General features: G+C 72.7%; 20 protein-coding genes. 12 read left to right on the top strand and 8 right to left on the bottom strand.

The window, feature by feature from the left end:
* Positions 1-5: 5 nt before the first annotated feature.
* Together ACFZBP_RS08290 and ACFZBP_RS08285 are read left to right on the top strand one after the other, a co-directional pair.
* A complete protein-coding gene (locus ACFZBP_RS08290; RefSeq protein ID WP_391411086.1) occupies positions 6-3779 on the top strand; it encodes a hypothetical protein in 3774 nt (1257 codons plus the stop codon).
* 197 nt (positions 3780-3976) lie between these two features.
* Positions 3977-4579, top strand: a complete 603-nt coding sequence (locus tag ACFZBP_RS08285) for a tellurite resistance TerB family protein (protein WP_383449770.1) — start codon at positions 3977-3979, stop codon at positions 4577-4579.
* An 80-nt stretch (positions 4580-4659) separates the two neighbouring features.
* Here ACFZBP_RS08285 and ACFZBP_RS08280 read toward each other — a convergent pair whose 3' ends face one another.
* Positions 4660-4830: a hypothetical protein gene (locus tag ACFZBP_RS08280; protein WP_383449771.1), complete on the bottom strand. Its 171-nt coding sequence runs from the start codon at positions 4828-4830 to the stop codon at positions 4660-4662.
* Positions 4831-4929: 99 nt separating this feature from the next.
* On the opposite strand from ACFZBP_RS08280, the gene ACFZBP_RS08275 reads away from it, so the two are divergent.
* The 5 genes from ACFZBP_RS08275 (at position 4930) to ACFZBP_RS08255 (ending at position 9619) form a co-directional block, all read left to right on the top strand.
* A complete protein-coding gene (locus ACFZBP_RS08275; RefSeq protein ID WP_383449772.1) occupies positions 4930-6456 on the top strand; it encodes a helix-turn-helix domain-containing protein in 1527 nt (508 codons plus the stop codon).
* A gap of 136 nt (positions 6457-6592) precedes the next feature.
* Complete coding sequence (locus ACFZBP_RS08270; protein ID WP_391411082.1) at positions 6593-7597, top strand: permease; 1005 nt, start codon at positions 6593-6595, stop codon at positions 7595-7597.
* The gene (locus ACFZBP_RS08265; protein ID WP_391411610.1) at positions 7594-8406 is read left to right on the top strand and encodes a TIGR03943 family putative permease subunit; all 813 of its coding nucleotides are present in this window, start codon (positions 7594-7596) and stop codon (positions 8404-8406) included. Before ACFZBP_RS08270 ends, ACFZBP_RS08265 begins: the two co-directional genes overlap by 4 nt.
* 162 nt (positions 8407-8568) lie before the next feature.
* A complete protein-coding gene (locus tag ACFZBP_RS08260) occupies positions 8569-9312 on the top strand; it encodes a GAF domain-containing protein (RefSeq protein WP_391411080.1) in 744 nt (247 codons plus the stop codon).
* 31 nt (positions 9313-9343) lie between these two features.
* Entirely contained in the window at positions 9344-9619 is a 276-nt protein-coding gene (locus ACFZBP_RS08255; RefSeq protein ID WP_383449775.1) for a ribosomal protein L7/L12, read from the top strand.
* 37 nt (positions 9620-9656) lie between these two features.
* Here ACFZBP_RS08255 and ACFZBP_RS08250 read toward each other — a convergent pair whose 3' ends face one another.
* The 6 genes from ACFZBP_RS08250 to ACFZBP_RS08225 form a co-directional block, all read right to left on the bottom strand.
* Positions 9657-10442, bottom strand: a complete 786-nt coding sequence (locus ACFZBP_RS08250) for a hypothetical protein (protein ID WP_391411077.1) — start codon at positions 10440-10442, stop codon at positions 9657-9659.
* Positions 10443-10640: 198 nt separating this feature from the next.
* Positions 10641-11255, bottom strand: coding sequence for a Uma2 family endonuclease (locus tag ACFZBP_RS08245; protein WP_391411075.1), 615 nt, complete (start codon positions 11253-11255; stop codon positions 10641-10643).
* A gap of 221 nt (positions 11256-11476) precedes the next feature.
* Entirely contained in the window at positions 11477-12553 is a 1077-nt protein-coding gene (locus tag ACFZBP_RS08240) for a hypothetical protein (RefSeq protein ID WP_391411073.1), read from the bottom strand.
* A gap of 249 nt (positions 12554-12802) precedes the next feature.
* Entirely contained in the window at positions 12803-12994 is a 192-nt protein-coding gene (locus ACFZBP_RS08235) for a DUF397 domain-containing protein (protein ID WP_391411071.1), read from the bottom strand.
* Entirely contained in the window at positions 12991-13269 is a 279-nt protein-coding gene (locus ACFZBP_RS08230) for a DUF397 domain-containing protein (RefSeq protein ID WP_383449780.1), read from the bottom strand. The genes ACFZBP_RS08235 and ACFZBP_RS08230 overlap by 4 nt, the downstream gene beginning before the upstream one ends.
* Positions 13229-14077 (bottom strand): helix-turn-helix domain-containing protein, encoded by an 849-nt coding sequence (locus tag ACFZBP_RS08225; RefSeq protein ID WP_383449781.1) that lies wholly within the window; start codon positions 14075-14077, stop codon positions 13229-13231. Before ACFZBP_RS08225 ends, ACFZBP_RS08230 begins: the two co-directional genes overlap by 41 nt.
* A 266-nt stretch (positions 14078-14343) precedes the next feature.
* Here ACFZBP_RS08225 and thrS point away from each other — a divergent pair, with 266 nt between their 5' ends.
* Together thrS and ACFZBP_RS08215 are read left to right on the top strand one after the other, a co-directional pair.
* Positions 14344-15582 (top strand): threonine--tRNA ligase, encoded by a 1239-nt coding sequence (gene thrS, locus ACFZBP_RS08220; RefSeq protein WP_391411067.1) that lies wholly within the window; start codon positions 14344-14346, stop codon positions 15580-15582.
* A gap of 114 nt (positions 15583-15696) precedes the next feature.
* The gene (locus tag ACFZBP_RS08215; protein ID WP_391411065.1) at positions 15697-16671 is read left to right on the top strand and encodes a nucleoside hydrolase; all 975 of its coding nucleotides are present in this window, start codon (positions 15697-15699) and stop codon (positions 16669-16671) included.
* 108 nt (positions 16672-16779) lie between these two features.
* Here ACFZBP_RS08215 and ACFZBP_RS08210 read toward each other — a convergent pair whose 3' ends face one another.
* A complete protein-coding gene (locus ACFZBP_RS08210; RefSeq protein ID WP_391411063.1) occupies positions 16780-17715 on the bottom strand; it encodes an LAETG motif-containing sortase-dependent surface protein in 936 nt (311 codons plus the stop codon).
* A gap of 269 nt (positions 17716-17984) precedes the next feature.
* Here ACFZBP_RS08210 and ACFZBP_RS08205 point away from each other — a divergent pair, with 269 nt between their 5' ends.
* From ACFZBP_RS08205 to ACFZBP_RS08195, 3 genes are all read left to right on the top strand, one after another.
* Positions 17985-19634, top strand: coding sequence for an alpha-amylase family glycosyl hydrolase (locus ACFZBP_RS08205; RefSeq protein ID WP_391411061.1), 1650 nt, complete (start codon positions 17985-17987; stop codon positions 19632-19634).
* A gap of 288 nt (positions 19635-19922) precedes the next feature.
* The gene (locus ACFZBP_RS08200) at positions 19923-20717 is read left to right on the top strand and encodes a carboxypeptidase regulatory-like domain-containing protein (RefSeq protein ID WP_391411059.1); all 795 of its coding nucleotides are present in this window, start codon (positions 19923-19925) and stop codon (positions 20715-20717) included.
* Between the two features lie 73 nt (positions 20718-20790).
* On the top strand, positions 20791-21393 hold the full coding sequence (locus ACFZBP_RS08195) for a DinB family protein (protein ID WP_383449787.1): 603 nt from the start codon (positions 20791-20793) through the stop codon (positions 21391-21393).
* The last annotated feature ends 8 nt before the right edge of the window (positions 21394-21401 follow it).

Below are 21401 nucleotides of genomic sequence, written 5' to 3'. Positions count from 1 at the left end.
TGCGCATGGGTCGCCCCGAAAGACCCCTGGACCCCGCGTCCGGTCCCATAGCCCGGCTCGCCCATGGGCTCCGCGAGGTCCGCAAGGCCGCGGGCACCCCCTCGTACCGGCGGATGGCCGAGGCGGCCGGGTTCTCCGCGACAACGCTGTCGCAGGCCGCGGCCGGCGAACGGCTGCCGTCGCTCCCCGTCGTCAAGGGATACGTCCGGGCCTGCGGCGCCGACCCCGCGGAGTGGGAGCCCCGCTGGAAGGAGGCGGAGGCGGCGGTCGCCGAGGCGGTGCGCGCGGAGCCTGCGGACGCGCCGCCGCCGTACCGGGGCCTGGCCCGCTTCGAGCCGGACGACCGGGACCTCTTCTTCGGCCGGGAACGGATGGTGGAGGAACTGCACCGGCTGGTGTGCGACCACCGGTTCGCGGTGCTGTTCGGGGCGTCCGGCAGCGGCAAGTCCTCGCTGCTGCGGGCCGGGCTGATCCCCGCACTGCGCGAGGAGATCGCCGCCCACCGCGGCCCCGCGGTCCTGCGGGTGCTCACGCCCGGCCCGCACCCCGCGCAGACGTACGGACACCTGCTGACGCCCGCCGAGGACGAGCCGGAGAGCTGGGTCGTGGTCGACCAGTTCGAGGAGGCCTTCACCCTGTGCCGGGACGCCGGGGAGCGGGCCCGCTTCGTCGATCTGCTGCTCGCCGCCCGCGACCCCGCCACCCGGCTCCGCGTCCTGATCACCGTCCGGGCCGACTTCTACGCCCGCTGCTCCGAGCACCGGGGCCTCGCCGACGCGCTGTCCGGGGCGGGGATGCTGCTCGGGCCGATGACCGCCGACGAGCTGCGCGACGCGGTGACCAAGCCGGCGCAGGCGGCCGGGCTGCTGGTGGAGCGGGAGCTGACCGCACGGATCGTCGAGGAGGTCGTCGACCAGCCCGGCGGACTGCCGATGCTCTCGCACGCGCTGCTGGAGACCTGGCGGCGCCGCAAGGGCCGGGTGCTCACCCTCGCCACCTACCAGGCGGCCGGCGGGGTGCGCGGCGCCATCGCGGCGACGGCGGAGGAGGTGTACGAGCAGCTGACCGAGGACCAGGCGCGCACCGCCCGCCGCCTGCTGCTGCGGCTGGTCGAGCCGGGCCGGGGCACCCCCGACACCCGCCGCCCGCTGACCCGCGACGACCTGGCCGAGTGGCCCGACCCGGAGGTGCCGAAGGTCGTCGACCGGCTGGCCCGTGCCCGGCTGCTCACCGCCGACGAGGACGGCGTCCAGCTCGCCCACGAGGCCCTCATCACCTGCTGGCCCCGGCTGTCCGGCTGGCTGGAGCAGGACCGCGAACGGCTGCGCCACCACCGCCGGCTGACCGAGGCCGCCCGCGCCTGGCTGGAGCACGACCGCGACCCCGGCGGGCTGTACCGGGGCAGCAGGCTGGCCCGGGCCGAGGACCTGTTCGGCGACGACGACGGCACGCTCACCGTGTCCGAGCGGGCGTTCCTCGTCGCCGCCGTGGCGGCCCGGGAGGCCGAGCGGCAGACGGCCGTGCGGACCGCGCGCAGGTCCCGGGCACTGGTCACCGCCCTGTCCGCCGTGCTGGCGGTGGCGCTGGTGGTGAGCCTGGCCGCGTGGAGCCAGCACCGGGACAACGAGCGCCAGCGCACCGACACCACCGCCCGCCGCATCGCCTCCGTCGCCGACTCGCTGCGCACCACCGACCCGCGCGCCGCCATGCTGCTGGGCGTAGCCGCCTGGCGTGTCTCCCCGCTGCCCGAGTCCCGCCGGGCCCTGCTCGGCGCCCTCGCCCAGCCCGAGCGGGACACCTTCTCCGACCCCGCCCCCGGCGACAGCCCCCGCCGTCTGCTCACCCCCACCGGCCGTGCCCTGCTCAGCGTCGAAGGCCGTACGTGGCGGACGTACGACGTGGCCACGCACCGCCGCACCGGCTCGGGCCGGCTGCCGGTCACCGGTGACGATGTCGTCGCGACCTCGCCGGACGCGAAGGTGATCGCGCTGTCCGGTCGCGACGGCATCCGGCTGTGGGACACGGCGAAGGACGGCTGGTCCGGCGGCGGGCCGTGGCCGGCGTTCTCGGACATCTCCGTCGGCGACCGCGCCACCTTCGTGACCGGCACCGAGGACGAACGCGTCCGGGTGTTCTCCCGCACCGACGCGAAGCCCCTCTTCGAGAGCCCGCGGGCGGCCAGTCGCGCCGACATCTCCCCCGACGCCCGCACGGTCGCCCTCTGCCCCACGGGCGGCCGGGGCGCCACCCCCGAGGTGTGGGACGTCACCGGCCACCGGAAGCTGCCCGGTGCGTGGACGCACGACGAGGAGGTCTGCGCCGACAACGACTTCTCGCTGGTCATGGGCGCCGGACAGCGGCTGGCCGCCGTCTCCTCGGCCGGCATCCACGTCTGGGACACCGGCTCGGGGCAGCTGCTGGCCGACCTGACCGCCCCGGACGCCGGGTACACCGCCTTCAGCGGCGACGGCAGGTTCCTGGCGGTGGCCGACAGCACGGAGATCAAGGTGTGGCGGCTGTCGTCCCCCGACGCCCCGGTCTTCCGGCACTCCCTCAACAACCAGTACGTGTACGGCGGCCTCGCCTGGGATCCCGGGCGCCCCGTCCTGCGCTATCTGGAGGCAGGTACGGTCCACTCCCTCGACGTGTCGGCGGCGCTGACGCATGCCTGGCACGAGGACGGCCTGTTCGGCGTCCGGCTCGCCCCGGACGGCCGCACCCTCGCCACGGCCGAGCGAAGCGAGACGGGGGTCCCCCCGGCCGAAGGCCGGGGGAGCACCGGCACCAGCTACCGCTTCCGGTTGCGCGACACCCGGGACGACCAGCCGGCACGAACCCTGCCGTCGCCGCCGTTCCCCGTCGCCGACGCGGGCACGGCCCCGGTCGTCCCCGCCGACACCATGGCGCTGACGGCGTTCAGCCCGGACGGCGGACTGTTCGCGTACGGCGTCTCGGCGCCGGGCCGGGAAGCGAGCCCGCAACGGATCACGATCTGGGACGTACGCCGCAACAAGGTCCGGGAGACCCTGGACCTGGCCACCGCCGACTCGACGCCGGTGATCGAGCTCGCCCTGGGCTCCGGCGGCCGCACCCTCTACGCCGTGCGTACGCCCGCGGTGGGCGGCCTGGCCGACGAGGTCTGGGACACCGCGAGCCGCCGCCGCACCTCCGTGGTCACCGGTCTGACCAGCAGCCATCTCGCCGTACGCCCCGACGGCGGCCTGCTGGTCGGCGACAACCGCGTCGCCCCCCTCCCGAGGGGGACGGTGGCCGGAAAGGACCTGGTCCAGGGCGACCAGATAGGCGCCGTCGCCTTCAGCGGGGACGGCACCCGGCTGGCGGTGGGCGACGGGACCGGCCGGGTCGCGCTGTGGGACGGCGGGCTGAAGCGCAAGGCCGGCGTCCTGCGCAGCGTCTTCCCGGCCCGGCTCGGCGACACCCCGGAGGGCGTCAGCGCGCTCGCGCTGAGCCCCGACGGCCGCACGCTCGCCGTGGGCGGCAGCTCGGGAACGCTCCAGTTGTGGGACGTCGCCACCCAGCAGCCGCTCGGGGGGCCGCTGCCGACGGCCGGCGAGGAGATCGTCTCGGTGGCGTTCAGCCCGGACAGCGGCACGGTCTACGCGGCCGGGATCCATGTGCCGCTCCAGCGGTACGTCGTCGAGCCGGGCCGGGTGGCGGGGCGGGTCTGCGCCCGTGTGGGCGGCGGCGGCCAGCTGACGCGGGCCCAGTGGAGGACGTACGTGCCGGACGCGCCGTATCGGAGGGTGTGCGCGGACTGACGGCCCCGGATGTTTGATTTCCCCGATCAGGCGGGGTACTGATCAATTCCCCGGCCTGTCAGCCTCGATCGGGCCGTGGCGCGGGCACACCTCCTCCGCTCGCGTCACGGTCCTTCGCGTCTTTGTGGAACCTTTGCTCGCGGGCGGGCGTTGACCGAGTGAGCGTGCACGACCCGACGAATACCGAGGTGACGTCAATGGCACTGTTCGACCGGCTCAAGGACCAGGCCAAGCAACTCCAGCAGCAGGTCCAGGGCGGCGGCCACGGCGCGGCCGGTGGCCATGGCGGTCACGGCGGCCACGGCGGCGCGCCGGCCGGCGGCTCGCACGGAAGTGCGCACGGCAGCTCGCGGGGCGGTTCGAAGGCCCAGCTGGTGGGTCTGCTGAAGAGCCAGCTCGGCTCCCTGAAGAGCGAGCTGAAGAGCGGCGCGTACCGGGACGCCAGCATGGCGATGTGCGCCCTGGTCGCGGCGGCGGACGGCCATGTGGACGCGGCCGAGCGCCAGCAGATGGAGTCGATGATCCTCAGCAACGACGTGCTGCAGAACTTCCCGCCGGACCAGCTGCGTCAGCGTTTCAACCGGCATGTGGACCAGCTCACCCGCAACTTCCCGCAGGGGAAGACCGAGGCCATGCAGGAGATCGCCAAGGCCGCGAAGAAGCCCACCGAGGCCCGCGCGGTCGTCCAGACCGGCATCGTCATCGCCGGCGCCGACGGTCACTTCTCCCAGGCGGAGCAGGCGGTCCTCCGCGAGGCCTGCGCGGCCCTGGGCCTGAACCCGGTGGAGTTCCAGCTCTGACGCGTCCGAGGTTTCCGACGCGTCCGCAGGCCCCGGTGGGGACACATCGAGTGTCCCGCCGGGGCCGGCTTGTGCGACTTTCAGCCACGCTCCGGCCGCGAGATGACATGCTGAGCCGGTCGCTGGTCAGGATCGGGCACCGCCGCGCGCGCCGGCCCCGCGTTCGCCGCCAGGATCAACGTCGCCACGGCGACCACCGCCGCGGCGAACCCTCGGGTGTAGCGCTCGGTGGTGCTGGTGCGTTCCTGCACGGCGACCTCGCAACAGCGTTGTGTTAACCACGTTTAATACGCGGTTTAACCTAGGCGCTGTCGGACGCGAACGGCAAGAGGCGCAGGGGGAGTTGGGCGATGTCGGACCGTGACGACCCGGGGACCATCGGGCGAAGAGTGCAGCAGTTGCGGGCCGACCGGGGGCTGACGCAAAGGCAGTTGGCGGAGCCGGCGTACACCCCCGCCTACATCTCCACCCTGGAGGCGGGCCGCGTCCGTGCCTCCGACGAGGCGCTCCGGCACATCGCCGGCCGGCTCGGGGTCGCCTTCGAGGAACTCGCCACCGGACGCCCCGCACACCTCGTCACCGACCTGCGGCTACGGCTGACCGAGGCCCACCGCGCCCTCGCCACCGGCGACGCCGAGGCGGCGGCCGAGCAGTACACCGCGCTGCTCGCGGAGGCGGAGGGACACGGGTTCGCCGAGGAGCGGGCGGCGGCGCTGCTCGGGCTCGGCGAGTGCGCCATCGACATAGGCGAACTCGCCGCCGCCCAAGTCCACTTCGAACAGGCCGAACAGGTCCTCGCCGAGGCCGACGCCCCTCTCCCCGCCCGCGTCCCCGCTCTGCGAGGCAGAGCGGTCTCCCACTACCTCGCCGGTGAACTCCGTTACGCCGTCTACCTGTTGGAGTCCACCCTCGACGAACTCAACCGGGGCGGACTGCACGACCCCGACGCCCTGCTCCTGCTCTACGCCAGCGTCATCGGCCCCTACATGGACATGGGCGCCCAAGCCCGCGCCGCCCAGGCCGCCGAGTACGCCCTCGCGCTCGCCCCGCAGGCGGCCGACCCGGCCCTGGTCGCCCGGATGCACCGCTCCGTCGCCCGCACCCTCCTCGCCGAGGGCCGCGTCGCCGAGGCCGACGCCTCCCTCGCCAAGGCCGCCGAGCTCTACCGGCAGCTGCAGATCCGTACCGAACTCGCCAACTGCCACTGGATGCGCGGCTACGTCCACGCCCAGAACGGCGACCTCGCGAGCGCCGAGACGGAACTGCGCGAGGCCCGCGCCATGCTCACCGCCAAGCGCGCCGCCCTCTACACCAGCCAGGTCGCCGTCGAACTCGCCGACGTACTGCACCGACGCGGCAAGTCCGACGAGGCCGCCGCCCTCCTCCACGAGGTCCTCAGCGACCCGAGAGCCTGTCCGCAAACCCCCGCCTGCGCCGCGGCGTCCGGCACGCACGCTCGCCGCGTTGCCGAATCGCCCACGTGGCTCCGCCACGAGGGCGCTCCGGCGCCTTGCGATCGCACGCACCGGACGCCGCGACGCCCGCCCTGCGGGCGGACGACGGGGGTTTGCGGACAGGCTCTCGGCCCCGAGCGCGGCGCCCTCCACTCAGCCGCCGCCCACCGTCTCCTCGGCATCATCGCCGAGGACACCCGTGACACCGAGACCGCCGAGGAGCACTACGTCCGCGCCCTCAGCCTCCTGGAACGCGCGGGCGCGGCGGGCGACCTGGCCGACCTGTGCCGCCTGCTCGGCGACCTCCTGCGCCGCACCGGCCGGGTGGAGGCGGCCCTGGACGCGTACCGCACGGGCCTGGGCCACCGCACGGCTCCGGGCACGACGACCCTGGGCCCGGCTCCGGCACAGCCGCCGCTGTAGGGGGCGGGGTGGGGCTAGGGGGTGTTCGAAAGTCCCGCACAGCCCCTTCCCCGGGGAACCCAAGGCTGCGCACAGCTCCCACCGGTTAGCCTGCGCGGAGGCATTCGAACGGGTTCGGACAGGTGGGGACAGGCACGTGCAGAACCAGCGGACCGTGGTCGACGGGCTGCGCGTCGCCGTACGCGCGCTCGTGTACGCCGTCCTCGGCGGCACCGCGCTCCTCGCCATCGCCACGGTCGCCTCCGTCCTCGGGCCGATGCTCGCGCTCGACCTCTACACCCCGCCCGTCGCCGCCTGGTGGACCGTCTTCACGGCCATCGCCGTGCAGGGCGTGCCCTTCCTGCTGCTCGGCACCGTCGTCTCGGCGGCGATCGGGGCCTTCGTCCCGGAGAAGGTCTTCAGCCGGCTGCTGCCCCGCAACCAGGCGCTCGCCGTACCCGTCGCCGGAGCGGCCGGCGTCGTCCTGCCCGGCTGCGAGTGCGCCTCCGTGCCGGTCGCCGGGAGCCTGATGCGGCGCGGCGTCGCCCCCGCGGCCGCCCTCGCCTTCCTCCTCTCCGCCCCCGCCATCAACCCGGTCGTCCTGGTCGCCACCTCCGTCGCCTTCCCCGGCCAGCCGAAGATGGTCCTCGCCCGGCTCGTCGCCTCCCTGGCCACGGCCGTGGTGATGGGCTGGCTGTGGGCCCGCTTCGGCCGAGACGAGTGGCTGCGGCCACCCGAACGGCACACCGACCCGGCCACCACCGGCCTGCGCGCCTTCACCGCCGGCCTCCAGCACGACTTCCTGCACGCCGGCGGCTTCCTCGTGCTCGGCGCCGCGGCCGCGGCCACCTTCAACATCGCGGTCCCGCGCTCGGTCCTCGACCTCTTCACCGGCTCCCCCTGGATGTCGGTACTCCTCCTGGCCCTCCTCGCGGTCGTCCTGTGCGTGTGCAGCGAGGCGGACGCGTTCGTCGCCGCCTCCCTGAGCGGCTTCTCACCCACCGCCCGCCTCGCCTTCATGGTGGTCGGCCCGATGGTGGACCTGAAACTGATCGCCCTCCAGGCGGGGACCTTCGGGCGGTCCTTCGCCCTGCGCTTCTCGTCCGTGACCTGGGTCGTCGCCGTACTGAGCAGCGTGCTCGTGGGGTGGTGGCTGCTGTGAGGCGCTACGGCCCGGCGGTACTGCTGCTCCTGACGGGCGCGGCGATCCTGCGGATCTCCCTCTTCAGCGAGCTGTACCTGCGGTACGTGCAGGCGGGACTACGGCCATACCTGGTCGTGTCCGGTTTTCTGCTGGTGCTGCTGGCGGTGGCCGCGGCGGTCGGCGGGCGCCCGGAACGCGAACCGCACGCCGAGCAGGGCCGGCACGCAGAGCACGACGAACACACCGGCCGCGATCAGCAACGCGACCACAGCGAGCACGACGAGCACGGCGACGATTCCCACGCCCACGATCAGCACGGCGGCCACCATAGCCCCCGCGTCGCCTGGCTCCTCACCCTCCCCGCCCTCGCCCTCCTCCTCTTCCCACCCCCCGCCCTCGGCTCCTACAGCGCCGAACGCGAGGCGGCGCAGCGCGCGGCGCAGGGGATCGGGCACTTCCCCGCGCTGCCGGCCGGGAACCCGGTGGAGCTGACGCTGGCGGAGTTCGGTTCCCGCGCGATCTACGACAGCGGACGGTCGCTGTCCGGACGCACGGTCCGGCTGACCGGCTTCGTCACCCGCGACGCCGACGGCACCTGGTACGTCACCCGCCTCCTCGTCGCCTGCTGCGCCGGAGACGCCACCACCAGCAAGGTCGAGATCCGCAACGCGGACACCGACGCACCGCCCGCCGACACCTGGGTCACCGTCACCGGCACCTGGCACCCCAAGGGCAGGCTGGGCACGGACGGGGCCTGGCCGCCGGTGCTGAACGCCACGGGGGTACGGCGGGTCGCACAGCCGGCGAACCCGTACGAGAAGCGGTAGGAGAGGTCGTCGGACGGTGGCGGCCGGGGTTTCGCCGGACGCGCCTCGGGTAGTCGGGCGTCGTCCGGGTGGGCGGTGGAAAGGCCGTCCGACACGGGCCAGGGCGCTGATCTGGCCCTGAACCGGCCCCAGCAGGCCGCTCTCGTTGGTGAGGAGGCTGCCGTGCGGCCCAATGACGATCATCATGACGGGCGGGGACGAGAGCGAACCGGTGCCGCCGACGCCATCGCCGAAGGCGTACGCGGGGCCGGACCCGGCGAGATCCCGGCGCGGCTGTGCGATGTCGCCGTGGAGCTGCTGCCCGTGACCGGCGCGAGCGTGTCGCTGCACAGCGACGGCATGCCCGTACAACTGGGCGCGAGCAGTGCGCAGGCCGCGTATGTGACGGAGATCCAGGCGACCCTGGGCGACGGGCCCTGCCAGTCCGCGGCGGAGAGTGGAGCCCCGGTGCTGGCCCGCGATCTGACGGCCGGGCAGGACGTGCTGCGCTGGCCGGTCTTCGCTCAGCAGGCCACGGCCGTCGGGGTACGGGCGGTGTACTCGATGCCGCTCGGCAACGACACGGTGTGCGTGGGCACGCTCGACCTCTACCGCGACACCCCCGGCAACCTCACCGAGCGGGACCTGCGGACGGCGCGGGTGGTGGCCGGGATGATGACCGTGGCGCTGATGGCGCTGCCGCGGATGGAGGAGGCGGGCGACCCGGGGGACGCGCGGTGGCTGAGCGGCCTCGCCGGCGACCAGGATCAGGTCTACCAGGCCACCGGCATGATCATGGCCCAGCTCGGCGTCGGCACGGACGAGGCGCTGGCGCGGCTGCGGGCCCACGCGTTCGCGCAGGCGCGTATGGCGGTGGACGTGGCGCGGGACGTGGTGGAGCATCGGCTGCGGTTCGACGTGAGGTAACGGCGGGTAGCGGCACATAGGATCGCCGACCATGGACATAGCGGTTCTCTTTCTCGCGCTCGCCGCCTTCTGGGGGATCATGACGATCCAGAGCAGGATTTCCCAGGCGGATCAGCGAGTTGCCCGCGTCGAGCGCAAACTCGACCTGGTGCTGGACCACTTGGGGCTGGACGGTGCGGACCCGCGGATGGGCGAGGTCCTGTCGCTCGTGCGGACCGACAAGAAGATCCAGGCCATCAAGGTCTACCGGGAGATCACCGGGGCGGGCCTGAAGGAGGCCAAGGAAGCGGTGGACCGCCTGGGTTAGCACCGGACAGGCTTGAGCTCCAGGCCTTGGCGCTCGGTCAGATTTCCGCCCGGCCCCGCTTCCTGACCTCGGTGAGGCGGTGGGCGCCCAGTTCGACGGCCGCCCAGGTGGCGTCGGCCGGTACCTCGCCGAGGCCGCCGTTGGTCAGGACGATCGCGTCGTCGCCCACGCGGACGACGGCGACATGGAGGGTGAGGACGGGGGCGTCGTCGTACTCGGAGACGGCGCGCAGCACGAGCCGCAGGCCCTGCCGGGCGTCGCCGACCTCCGGCATCTCCGCGCCGGTGACCTCGACGGTCATCTCCCCGCCGCCCGCGGTCGCCGTGAACTCGGCGCACTCGCGCGGCATGCTGTCGAGCCAGGCCAGCGTGCCGTCCACGGCGTCGGGCCGGTGCGCCACGACCTGGTAGCGCAACTGGGCCTCGTCGTACAGGTCGTCCAGCCCGGTCGACGCGCGCGTCGTGGCGTCGGGGCCGAGGAGTTCCTCGGCGTACAGCGCGTCGAGCAGCTTTCCGCACTCCGCCTCGGCCGACTCGGTGCTCGCCTTCAGCATCGACTCCCGCCACGTCGCGAAGCCGTCGGTGGCGACCCAGGGCTCGCCCAGATCCGCCTCGCTGATCAGCGCGGCCTGGGCCTGGGCCTCGGTGAGGGTGGGGGCGGCCGCGGGGGTCGCCGGGGCGGTGGGGGAGGCGGCGGAGGCGTGACCGCGGCCGGCCGACGCCGGTCTGCCCAGGCCGGCGATCGTGTCGCACGCGGACACGGTCAGCAGGGCGGCCGCGGAAAGGGTCGCGGCGAGGGCGGCGCGGGCCGGGGGACGGGGCATCGCGGGGCCTCCTGGTCTGGGGTCGGCGTGCGCTCAAGATCGGGTACGTGTTCTTAAGGCACCACCCCACAGGGGCGACCACCAGCGCGCCGGGCCGTCCGGGTGACGGAGGCACCCGCCGAGGTTTGCTCGCCCCCGCCGCCCCTACCGTCCCATCCCCAGGGGGCTCCGCCCCTTCGACCCCGCGGGCCCGGGCGCTCAGCCGGCGTCCGGGGCCGGGCTCAGCATCATGTCCTTGCGGGTGTAGAGCGGCAGCTCGCTCGTGTCGAGTTTCCAGGTGCCCAGCTCGGTGCTGATGGCCAGCGGGGTTCCGTACGGCTGCTTGTGGAGCCGGTTGCCGTAGCCCGGCCTTCCGCCACACGTGTCGATGCCCCACTGGTAGGTCCAGGTGCCGTCGCGGGGATCGATGATCAGGTAGTGCGGGATGCCCATGGCCGGGTAGTCGTGGCTCTTGGCCTCGTAGTCGTTGTTCGGGTTGGACGGCGAGACGATCTCGATGGCCAGGAGGATCTCGTGCGGATCCAGCGGATCATCGGTCAGCATCGCCTCGCGGGCGGTGACGATGATGTCCGGGACGCGCAGCTTGCCGAGGGAGGCGTCGTCGATGTCGGTGGCCTCGAAGGCGAAGATCCCTTCTGGAAGCTGCGGATCGAGCTGGCGGGTGACGTCCTTGGCGGTGACCTGGTGACGCGGACGCGGGCTCATCATCATCACGAGCGTGCCGTCGCTGATCTCCGGATACGTGAAGCCGACCGGCGGAGTGAAGTGCTCGCGCAGCTCGCGCAAGTGCCGGTAGATGGCCTGATCGGTCATGCCGCCGTCCCCTCCGGAGCGATCACCGGACGCCCGGCCCGCGCCACGCGAACCCGGCGGTCTGCTGGTGAGGTCCATGCTATCCGCGCCGCTGATCCGGGAGGGGGGAGGCCGAGGCACCGCGGACTGCTGGATCGTCCCGGACGACGTGCGGTTCACCCGCCGCGACTGCCGGCGCCGAGCCCGCCTCGGCGGGCGAGAGCGGCACGGGAAGCGGCATTTCAGGACAGGACATGGGTCAGGTCCCTCCGATAGGTGCGTACTGCGCCCCGAAGCTGCTCCGTGAGGGCGCGCACGGTGTCCGGGGCCGCTGCGGGACGGGTGGGCGGTGATACGGGCGGCACGGCGCTCCCTTTGCCCCCTCGGGCCCCTTGGATCCCTTCGCCCCGGCACCCCCGGCACAGGCCCCCTGGCAGGGCCTCCGGGCGGCCCGGTACGCCGCAGTCGGTGCACTCCATGAGGCGGCGGGGTCCGGGCGACGCGGGCTCTGTGGGCGCTGCGGGCCGCTCTGGCGGCATCTTGTCGCGGAGGCGGCGCTGGACGAAGGCGCGGGGCGAGTGAACCTGGTCGGGGAGCCCCGCGACGAGGCTCCGCGTCAGGTGATCCTGGGTCGCGCCCCGGGCCACCCACTCCTCGGCGAGGGCATGCAGGGCCTCGCAGTCGGCGGCGGAGAGGGCGAGGCGCGGGTCATGGAGGCCGAGCCGGGCGAGGGCGGTGTAGGCGGGGGTGGGGTGGGGGCGCGCAGAAGGGTTGGGCGGCGGCTCGGTCTCGGCCTGCGGGGGTACGTCGCCGGGAGCGGACTGCGGCCGTACGTCAGCTACCTCGTCTGCTACCTCGGCCACGTCGACGGAGGCGCCCTCGGGCGCGGAGTCCGCCCGCCCGTCCGCCGGCACGTCACCCGCGAGGAACCGGGCCCACCACTCGCTGGAACGTGCGGTACGCGACCAGTAGGTGTGGAACACCCAGCGGATGGCGTTGTCGGCGCCGGCCTCACCGGGCTGGGCGCGGCGACGAACTCGCCGTAAGTGGCCGTGCCTGCTGAGCTCGTTGAGTGCGCTGCGAACGGCCTGCTGGCCGTACAGCGGCTGCGCCTTGGCGATGGTCTTGGCGTCCATGGCCGCGTTGTCGCTGAGCCGGTCGAGGAATCCGGCGAGGTACGCCTCACGGGGAGGGAGGCGGGCGAAGTCATCGGCCCGGGGCGGCAACTGGTCCGGCGCGGAACGTTTTCCGTAGCCGGGCTTGGCCATGGGATGCGCTGCGGGCGCGGGCAGGGGAGCGTTAAAGTCTTCGTAAGCCACGAGATCGGTCCGTTCGATCTTGGGGTGAGACCCCGGCGGGTGCGCTAACACCCGACCGGGGTTGTTTGTTGCCGCGAACGCTAGAGGGTCGTGACGTCATGTCGCAAGCCGATCACGAAAAGTCATGTCCGCTGGTATACGCGACAGTTGGCACCCGTCACGGCACGGGGAGGGCGGGAGGGTGGGTTCAATTCTTCCCGCCCATTCGTTGCAAAAGAGGCTCGAATGCCGGGGTTCGACGCCCGGGGCTCAGGCCGCGGTGCCGTTCGCGTACGTGATGAAGGCGGTCCATGTGTCAGGGGTGACACTGAACTTGGGGCTGCGAGCGCCGAGCTTCGAGTCGCGAACGTGGATGGTGTGGGGGCAGGCGGCGACTTCGAGGCATTCGCCGCCTTGGGAGTCGCTGTAGCTGGACTTGAACCATGCCAGCGGTTCGCTCATAGCTCCTCTGCCACCTTGAGGTGGTTGATGAACGCGGCGTAGGTCTGCGGGGTGAGGGTGAGCATGCCGACCTCGGGGTCCTTGGAGTCGCGGACGGCGACGCAGGGGGTGAGGTCGGCGACCTCGACGCATTCGCCGCCCGTGTTTCCGCTGTACGAGGACTTGCGCCAGGCGGCGGTGCCGAGGGGGGCGCACTCGACACAGTCCCCGCCCGTGTTTCCGCTGTAACTGGACTTACGCCACTGGACGTTGACCTGTGTCGGCGTGGTCCCCATAACGCTCCTCCAGTACCCGCTTGATCAGTTCCGCCGAATCCTCCACGGAGAGGGCGGCGCCCTGCAAGCCAGCGTAACGAAGGGCAGCTTCGCGGACAGTTTCCGGATTGGCCGTCGTGTGGCCCGAGATCAGGTCCTCCGTGTAGACGATGTCCGGGTCGCCGTCGAAGCGGAGGAGGTTGAACGACCCGGCCAGACTCACGTGTTCACCCACCCCGAAGGGCAGCACCTGGAGACGGATCCAGCGCTTGTCCTTGAGGCTCAACAGGTGGAGGAGCTGGTCCCGCATGACCTCCGGGCCGCCGATCGGGCGGTGCAGCACCGCCTCGTCGAGGATCACCAGCGTCAGGGGCGGCTGCTCGCGTTCGAGGATGCGCTGTCGTTCCATGCGGGCGGCGAGCAACTCGTCGAGCTTGTCCGGCTGACCCGTGGCCAGCACTGCGCGGGCGTACTCCTTCGTCTGTAGCAGCCCGTAGACCAGCTGGCACTGGTACGTCGAGATGTAAGTCGCCTTCGCCTCCATGTCGGCGTAAGGCTGGAACCACGTCGGCAGCTGGCTGCGCAGCACCAGCCCCACCATCCGCGAGAACATCCCGTCCGTCCCCAGCGCCGCGTCCAGCCGCTCGGCGAAATCCCGTGTCGGGACCTTCAGCGTCGTCTCGATCTGGCCGATCAGCGACCCCGAGCAGAACAGCACGGAGCCCAGCTGCTTCAGCGTCAGCCCGGCCTCCTCCCGTTTCCTGCGCAGCTCGAAGCCGAAGTAGTCCAACGGAGAAGCCGTGGGGTCGAGTTGCCGAATGTGAACCAAGGCGTGCCACCTCCGAGTCCGGTCTGTAGCTGAGCGTAATCACGTGACTTCACGCTGGTGACGTGAACGGGAAAAACACCGCGAGATCCACCCACCCCCCTGTTACCGTCCCCCCATGCAGCGCACCACCACCCCGTCTCTCACGACGACGCCGGACCCCGTCCCGGCGCCGCGCTGACACCTGAGCGAACAACGAAGCCCCGGGCGAGTTCCCGGGGCTTCGGCGTATGGGTGCTCGTCCCTTCATCTCATCCGGAGGAGCAGCCATGCTCCACGACCACCGCCGGCTCGGCCGTGAACTCGACCTCTTCGACACCGACCCCCTGATCGGCGCCGGCCTGCCGTACTGGCTGCCGGACGGGGCGGTCGTACGGCACACCCTGGAGGAGTACATCCGTGAGGCGGAACGCGAGGCCGGGTACCGGCATGTGTACTCACCGGTGCTCGGCAAGCGGGAGCTGTACGAGATCTCCGGGCACTGGGAGCACTACAGCGACGACATGTTCCCGCCGATGGAGCTCGGTGCGGAGCAGGTCGTGCTGCGTCCCAGCCTCTGCCCCCACCACGCCCTGATCTACCGTTCCAGAGCCCGCAGCTACCGGGAACTGCCGCTTCGTATCGCCGAGTTGGGCGGCATGTACCGTTCCGAGCTGTCCGGCGTCCTCGGTGGGCTCACCCGGGTGCGGGCCATCCAGCTCAACGACGCGCATGTGTTCTGCACCCTGGACCAGGCGGTGGACGAGGCCGGCGCCGCCCTGAAATTGATCAGCCGGGCTTACGCCGATCTGGGGATCAGGGCCGTACGCCACCGGCTCTCGCTCCCAGGGGAGGGCAGCGGGAAGTACGTCGCCGACCCCGGGTTGTGGCGACGCGCCACCGGCCTGCTGCGGCGGACCCTCGACGCCTCCGGCATCCCGTACGAGGCCGTCGAGGGCGAGGCCGCGTTCTACGGTCCGAAGATCGACGTCCAGATCGCCGACCCGGCGGGCCGCGAGGCGACCCTCTCCACCGTCCAGATCGACTTCCACCAGCCCGAACGCTTCGACCTGCGCTACATCGGCCCGGACGGGGCGAAGCACCGCCCGGTCATGGTCCACCGCAGCATCATCGGCAGCGTCGAACGAGCCGTCGCCCATCTGGTCGAGGAGCACGGCGGCGCGTTCCCGGCGTGGCTCGCGCCCGTCCAGCTGCTGATCCTGCCGGTGGCGGAGGCGCAGGACGCGGCGGCCGAGAATCTGCTGCGCCGGGCCCGCCGAATGGGTCTGCGCGCCGAAGTCGCCGGGCCCGGGCAGGGCACCCTGGGCGCCCGGATCCGCGCGGCGCGCCTCGTGCCGTACCAGGCGGTCATCGGGGAACGGGAGGCCGAGGGGGACGGCGGCCTCGTGGCCGTACGGCTGCGGGACGGGCGCAGGCCCGGTGTCGTGCCGGGCGCCGAGCTGGTGGACCGGATCGCCGCCCGCGTCGCGGCCCGCGGCCTCGCGCTGTGGGACGGAGACACCGCATGACGCCGCACGCACGCTGCCGCACGGCGACGCCATACGGCGACGCACTCCACCTGTAGGACACCGTAAGGTCGGTTTCCCGGAACCCGCCACCGCACCCGCGCGAGGAGACCTGCCGTGACGAACGCCGAGGGGCCGCCCATCCCGGTGATCATCGACTGCGACACCGGTGTCGACGACGCCCTGGCGCTGTTGTTCGCCGTACGCCATCCGGGGCTCGACCTGCGCGCCGTCACCTGCGTGGCGGGCAACACCGACGTGTTCGGCGTCGTACGCAACACCCTCACCGTCCTGGAGCAGGCCGGGGCCGGTGACATCCCGGTCGCGCGGGGCGCCGAGCGGCCGCTGATCGAGGCGGTGCGCACGGCACGGCACGTGCACGGGCAGGACGGCATGGGCGACCTCGGACTGCCCGCGCCGACCCGCCGTGCGGTGGACGTGGACGCGGTGACGCTGTTGCGCCGCGAGATCCTCGCGTCACCGCGTCCGGTCACGCTCATCCCCATGGCGCCGCTCACGAACATCGCGCTGCTCCTGCGCCTGTACCCGGAGGTGGCCCGGGGCATCGAGCGGATCGTGTTCATGGGCGGCGCGGTGGCGACCGGGAACGCCACGCCGGTCGCGGAGTTCAACGTGTGGCACGACCCGGAGGCGGCGGCGATCCTGCTCACCGCCGGGGTGCCGATCACGATGTACGGCCTGGACGTGTTCCAGCGGGTCCTCGTGCCGGCCGCGGACGTCCAGCGGCTGCGGCGCAGTTCGGAGCCGCGCCTGCGCCTGGCGGGTGAACTCCTCGCCCATCGCGACCCGGCCACCTCCGGGGACCCCACCCCCACCGGCGGCATCGGCGACGCGGGCGCGGTCTGCGCGGTCGTGGACCCGGCGGGGATCACCACCCGCCTCCTCCCCGTCGAGGTCTCCCTCGCCCCGGGGCCGACGCGGGGCCAGACCATCGTCGACCGGCGCCCCCGTCCCGGTGAGTCCGAGATCCACGAGGGCCGGCGCGAGCAGCAGCAGTTGGTGGACGTGGCCCTGGACGTGGACGTCGACCGGTTCGTGAAGCTGTACCTGGCGACGCTGGAAGGCGTCTGACCAGCCGTCACACCGCGAAGGGGCCCGGGGTGATCACCCCGGGCCCCTTCACACACCGTCGGTTTCACACACCGTCGGTTTCACACACCGTCGGTTTCACACCGTCGGTCAGGAACGCGCCGCGCGCTTCCGCCTCGACATCACGACGAACGCCGCGCCGCCCGCCACCAGCACCACCGCGCCGAGGGCGATCGGGCCGGTCGCGCTGCTGCCACCGGTCTCGGCGAGGTCGCCGCCGCCGCCGTTGGGCCGCGGGGCCGGGGGAGTCGTCGACTCGGAGGCCTCCGGGGTCGAGGGCTCGGTGGTCGGCGGCTCCGTAGCCGGCGGCGTCGTCTCCTCGGCCGGGGTCGACGGCTCGTCGGTCGCGGGCTCCGACGGCTCGGCGGGCGGCGTGGTCGGGGGCTCCTCGGTGGCCGGGGGCTCGCTCGTGCAGTCCTTCGTGCCGCCGTTCCAGGCCGCGATCAGCTTGTCCTTGATGACCGGGCGGTCCGGGCCCCTGGGCACGTCACCGTGCTCGAAACCGTCGTTCGCGTCGAGCTTGCCGTCGAACTTCACCGCGCCCCGGTACAGGTCGATCTGCGCGAAGCAGCCCGCGTCCGGGACGGCGATGTCGAGGGAGTCGGTCTGGCCGGGCTTGACCGTGACCGTGTCGAAGTCGACGAAGATCTGCTCGCCGGAGGTCGCGAAGGTCGCGCCGTGGGCGAGGTAGGAGGCGAGCGAGGCGGTGCAGGTCGTGGCGTCGGCGGCGGCGCGGACCTTGACGTGGACCTTGCCGTCGTCGGTGACCTTCAGGTTCTGGTCGTCGACCTTGACGGAGTCGTAGAAGTTCGAGCCGTCGAGCGAGAACTGGCAGCGATCGGTGGCCGTCTCCGTGCCGGCGCCGGTGCCCGGCTGGTAGGTGCCACCGGACTTCCAGCCGTCGCCGCCGGGCGTGCCGTGGGCCCAGGCGCCGGAGGCGGAGGCGACAGTGGCCGCGCAGAGGGCGAGCGACGCGGCGCCCGTCCCCAACAGGCGTCGCGCGATGACACGTCTCGCTATGGACATGCGTATCCCATCGTGGGGTGAGTGGTCGAAGAACGAATCGCTGGGCCCATGGGTCACATCAGTCGCATCGGCCGCATGCGCCACAGCGTGAGCACATCGTCGGGCGGTCGCAGAACGCTGTCAACCTGCGACAACGCAACGGAAGTTCAAGAGGCAATCACAATTGCATCACGCAAGGAATGATCTCCTCCGCTCGGTACGGGGTTCGCTTTTCCGGCCAAGTGGACAGAGTTCTCACTGTCGCCCGTACCGAGCCATGAGGAGCCCGTGTGTCCGACCTCTCCTCCACCCACCCCGACTGGTGGCGCCAGGCCGTCATCTACCAGGTCTACCCCCGCAGCTTCGCCGACGGCGACGGCGACGGGCTCGGGGACCTGAAGGGCGTCGCCCAGCGCCTCGACCACCTCGCCGCCCTCGGCGTGGACGCCCTGTGGCTCAGCCCCTTCTACCCCTCCGAACTGGCCGACGGCGGCTACGACGTCGCCGACTACCGCGCCGTCGACCCCCGCCTGGGCACGCTCGACGACTTCGACGCCCTGGTCGCCGAGGCCCACCGGCTCGGCCTGAAGGTGATCGTCGACCTGGTCCCCAACCACACCTCCCACCAGCACGTCTGGTTCCAGGAGGCGCTGCGCTCCGGCCCCGGCTCCGCCGCCCGCGACCGCTACGTCTTCCGCCCCGGCCGCGGCGCGCACGGCGAACTCCCGCCCACCGACTGGCAGTCCGTCTTCGGCGGCAGCGCCTGGCGCCGGGTCCCCGACGGCGAGTGGTACCTGCACCTCTTCACACCCCAGCAGCCCGACCTGAACTGGGAGAACGACGAGGTCCGCGCCGACTTCCGCACCACCCTGCGGTTCTGGTCCGACCGGGGCGTCGACGGCTTCCGCGTCGACGTGGCGCACGCGCTCGCCAAGGACCTCGACGAGCCGCTACGGGACCTCGGCGCGCCGGAACTCAGCCGCGAGGAGGCGCTCCCGGACCTCCCGCCCGGCACCCACCCCTTCTACGACCGCGACGAGGTCCACGAGATCTACCGCGACTGGCGCAAGATCCTCGACGCCTACCGCCCGCCCCGCATGGCCGTCGCCGAGGCCTGGGTGACCCCGGCCGCCCGCCGCGCCCTGTACGCCCGCCCCGACGAACTGGGTCAGGCCTTCAACTTCGAGTATCTGCAAGCGGGTTGGGACGCCGAAGAGCTGAGGCAGGTCATCGTCGACTCGCTCGCCACGGCCCGGACGGCGGGCGCCTCCGCCACCTGGGTGCTGTCCAACCACGACGTCGTACGGCACCCCTCCCGCCTGATGCTCCCGCCCGGCACCGACGACAACGCCTGGCTGCTGTCCGGCGGCCACGCACCGGCCGTGGACGAGGCGGCCGGCCTGCGCCGCGCCCGCGCCGCGACCCTCCTGATGCTGGCGCTGCCCGGTTCGTCGTACGTCTACCAGGGCGAGGAACTCGGTCTGCCCGAGGTCGCCGACCTGCCTTTCGAGGTCCTCCAGGACCCGGTCTGGGAACAGACGGGACGTGTCCGCAAGGGCCGCGACGGCTGCCGGGTGCCGCTGCCGTGGACGACGACGGGGCCGTCGTACGGGTTCGGCGCGGGCGGGTCCTGGCTGCCGCAGCCGGCGAGCTTCGCGGCGTACGCCGTGCAGGCCCAGGACGGTGTGGAGGGCTCGACCCTGGAGCTCTACCGCAGGGCCCTGCGACTGCGCCGCAAGCTGCTGGAGGGGGAGGAACTGGAGTGGGCGCCGCAGGCCCCGCCCGGCGTCCTGCACTTCGCCCGCTCGGAGGTCTGGCGGTGCGTGGCCAACCTGTCCGGTACGGCGGTGGAGTTGCCGCCGGGTGAGGTGCTGCTCGCGAGCGCGCCGCTGGAGGAGGGCGGCCTGCTGGGCCCGGACACGACGGCCTGGCTGACGTAGGTCCTGTCGTAAGCCCTCTCGCAGGGCCGTCCGGCGGTCACGGCTTCAGGGTCACCTGGGGTTCGCCGGCCGCCGGAGGGGGCGGGGGCACCCATCGGTACGCGCCCCGCCCCGCGGAGAACCTTTGGGCTTGGCATCGACTCCGTAAAACCGACGGCCCGACGCCCGGACGGGTGGTGGACACGGCGGCGCGGGCCCGTACGGCCGAGCGGAGCGCGCCGTTCGCGGAGGCGGCCGCGAGAATCGCGGACAGGGGGCCGCCGACGTGTGTGAGGAGCTCCGCCGACGATGAGCAGGTCCTGGAAGACGACGATCCTCGGTTTGCTCGCCGTCGCGGGCGTGGTGATCACGCCGGGGACGGCCTACGGCGATGACGACCTGTGGGCGGCTGCGACCATCGAACCCGGACGGGAGGGCATCGTCGAGGTCGGCGGCTACGCGGGGACACCCCTGGGCGCGGGCTCGGTCCTCACCCTGACGGCACCGTCGACGACGACCGTGACGGGAACGCCGTTGACCGGCCTCGGCTACCGGGGGTCGGTGACGCTGGGCGGGAGCACGGCGACGTACACCTACGTGGGGGCGCCCACCGCGGCCGACGGACCGGAGGAGTCGACGGACTCGGCACCGACGGCCTGGAAGGACCGCAAGTACCCCTTCGTCCTGTCGGTCCCCGCGGACGCCGAGCCGGGCACCCGGCTCCCCGACTGCGCCCTGGTCCTGCGTGACGCGCACGGCACCGTACGGCAGAAGGGCACCTGCACCGTGACGGTCGGCCTGCCCGCGCCGACCCTGTCCCGCCCCCACTCGGGCGTGCCGCTCGGCACGCGGCCCAAGATGATCGGCACGGCCTATCCCGGCGCCCAGGTCACGGTCCGCGACGCCCACGAGGAGGAGGTCTGTGCGACGACCACCGCCCCCAGCGGCGTCTGGTGGTGCGTCCCGAGCCAGCCACTGCCCCCGGGGACGGGCCGCCTCCAGGCGACGGCCACGCTCAACGGCGTGAGCGCGGCGAGCGAACAGATCGACATCCTGGTGACGGACACGGCGCCGGACCGCGGTGGCGGCCGTTTGCGGAGGTAGCGGACCACCGGGGGCGCCGCATTCCTGCTGTCCGGCCGCCCTGCTGTCAGTGGCCGGTGCAAGACTGCCCCGCATGATGGCAACGGATCCGAAAGCGGACCTCCTCCGTTATCTCCAGGACGCCCGGGACGCCCTCGTGTGGAAGCTCGACGGGCTCTGCGAGTACGACGTCCGCCGCCCCCTGACGCCCACCGGCACCAACCTGTTGGGGCTGGTCAAGCATGTCGCCGGAGTGGAGCTGGGGTACTTCGGCGACGCCTTCGGACGGCCCTTCTTCACGGCGGAACCGCCCCCGCCGTGGTGGTACACCGAGGACGCCGAACCCAACGCGGACATGTGGGCCACCGCGGAGGAGTCGCGCGAGGACATCGTCGGCCTGTACCGGCGGGCCTGGAAGCACGCCGACGGCACCATCGACGCGCTGCCGCTCGACGCCACCGGTCACGTCCCGTGGTGGCCGCAGGAGCGGCGCGAGGTGACGCTGCACCACCTCATGGTGCGCGTGATCGCCGACAGCCAGCGCCACGCGGGGCACGCCGACATCGTGCGCGAACTCATCGACGGAAGCGTGGGGTACGGCGAGGGCAAGCAGGACCTGCCGCAGGGCGACCAGGCCTGGTGGGAGAACCACAGACGCCGACTGGAGAGCGCGGCACGGGAGGCCGGCAAGGCCTGAAACGGCCG

It is taken from the genome of Streptomyces sp. NPDC008086 (assembly GCF_042957325.1).
Taxonomy (GTDB): Bacteria; Actinomycetota; Actinomycetes; order Streptomycetales; family Streptomycetaceae; genus Streptomyces.
The sequence above is the reverse complement of the archived record's forward strand: the minus strand, read 5'-3'. Positions and strand labels throughout refer to the sequence as shown.

Bases quoted from the DNA above. Each gene is read 5' to 3' on its own strand.
- thrS (WP_391411067.1), top strand. From the start codon at position 14,344: ATGCTCCACGACCACCGCCGGCTCGGCCGTGAACTCGACCTCTTCGAC.
- ACFZBP_RS08245 (WP_391411075.1), bottom strand. From the start codon at position 11,255: ATGACCGATCAGGCCATCTACCGGCACTTGCGCGAGCTGCGCGAGCAC.
- ACFZBP_RS08255 (WP_383449775.1), top strand. From the start codon at position 9,344: ATGGACATAGCGGTTCTCTTTCTCGCGCTCGCCGCCTTCTGGGGGATC.
- ACFZBP_RS08230 (WP_383449780.1), bottom strand. From the start codon at position 13,269: ATGGGGACCACGCCGACACAGGTCAACGTCCAGTGGCGTAAGTCCAGT.
- ACFZBP_RS08195 (WP_383449787.1), top strand. From the start codon at position 20,791: ATGATGGCAACGGATCCGAAAGCGGACCTCCTCCGTTATCTCCAGGAC.
- ACFZBP_RS08200 (WP_391411059.1), top strand. From the start codon at position 19,923: ATGAGCAGGTCCTGGAAGACGACGATCCTCGGTTTGCTCGCCGTCGCG.
- ACFZBP_RS08235 (WP_391411071.1), bottom strand. From the start codon at position 12,994: ATGAGCGAACCGCTGGCATGGTTCAAGTCCAGCTACAGCGACTCCCAA.
- ACFZBP_RS08250 (WP_391411077.1), bottom strand. From the start codon at position 10,442: ATGCCCCGTCCCCCGGCCCGCGCCGCCCTCGCCGCGACCCTTTCCGCG.
- ACFZBP_RS08275 (WP_383449772.1), top strand. From the start codon at position 4,930: ATGTCGGACCGTGACGACCCGGGGACCATCGGGCGAAGAGTGCAGCAG.
- ACFZBP_RS08210 (WP_391411063.1), bottom strand. From the start codon at position 17,715: ATGTCCATAGCGAGACGTGTCATCGCGCGACGCCTGTTGGGGACGGGC.
- ACFZBP_RS08290 (WP_391411086.1), top strand. From the start codon at position 6: ATGGGTCGCCCCGAAAGACCCCTGGACCCCGCGTCCGGTCCCATAGCC.
- ACFZBP_RS08285 (WP_383449770.1), top strand. From the start codon at position 3,977: ATGGCACTGTTCGACCGGCTCAAGGACCAGGCCAAGCAACTCCAGCAG.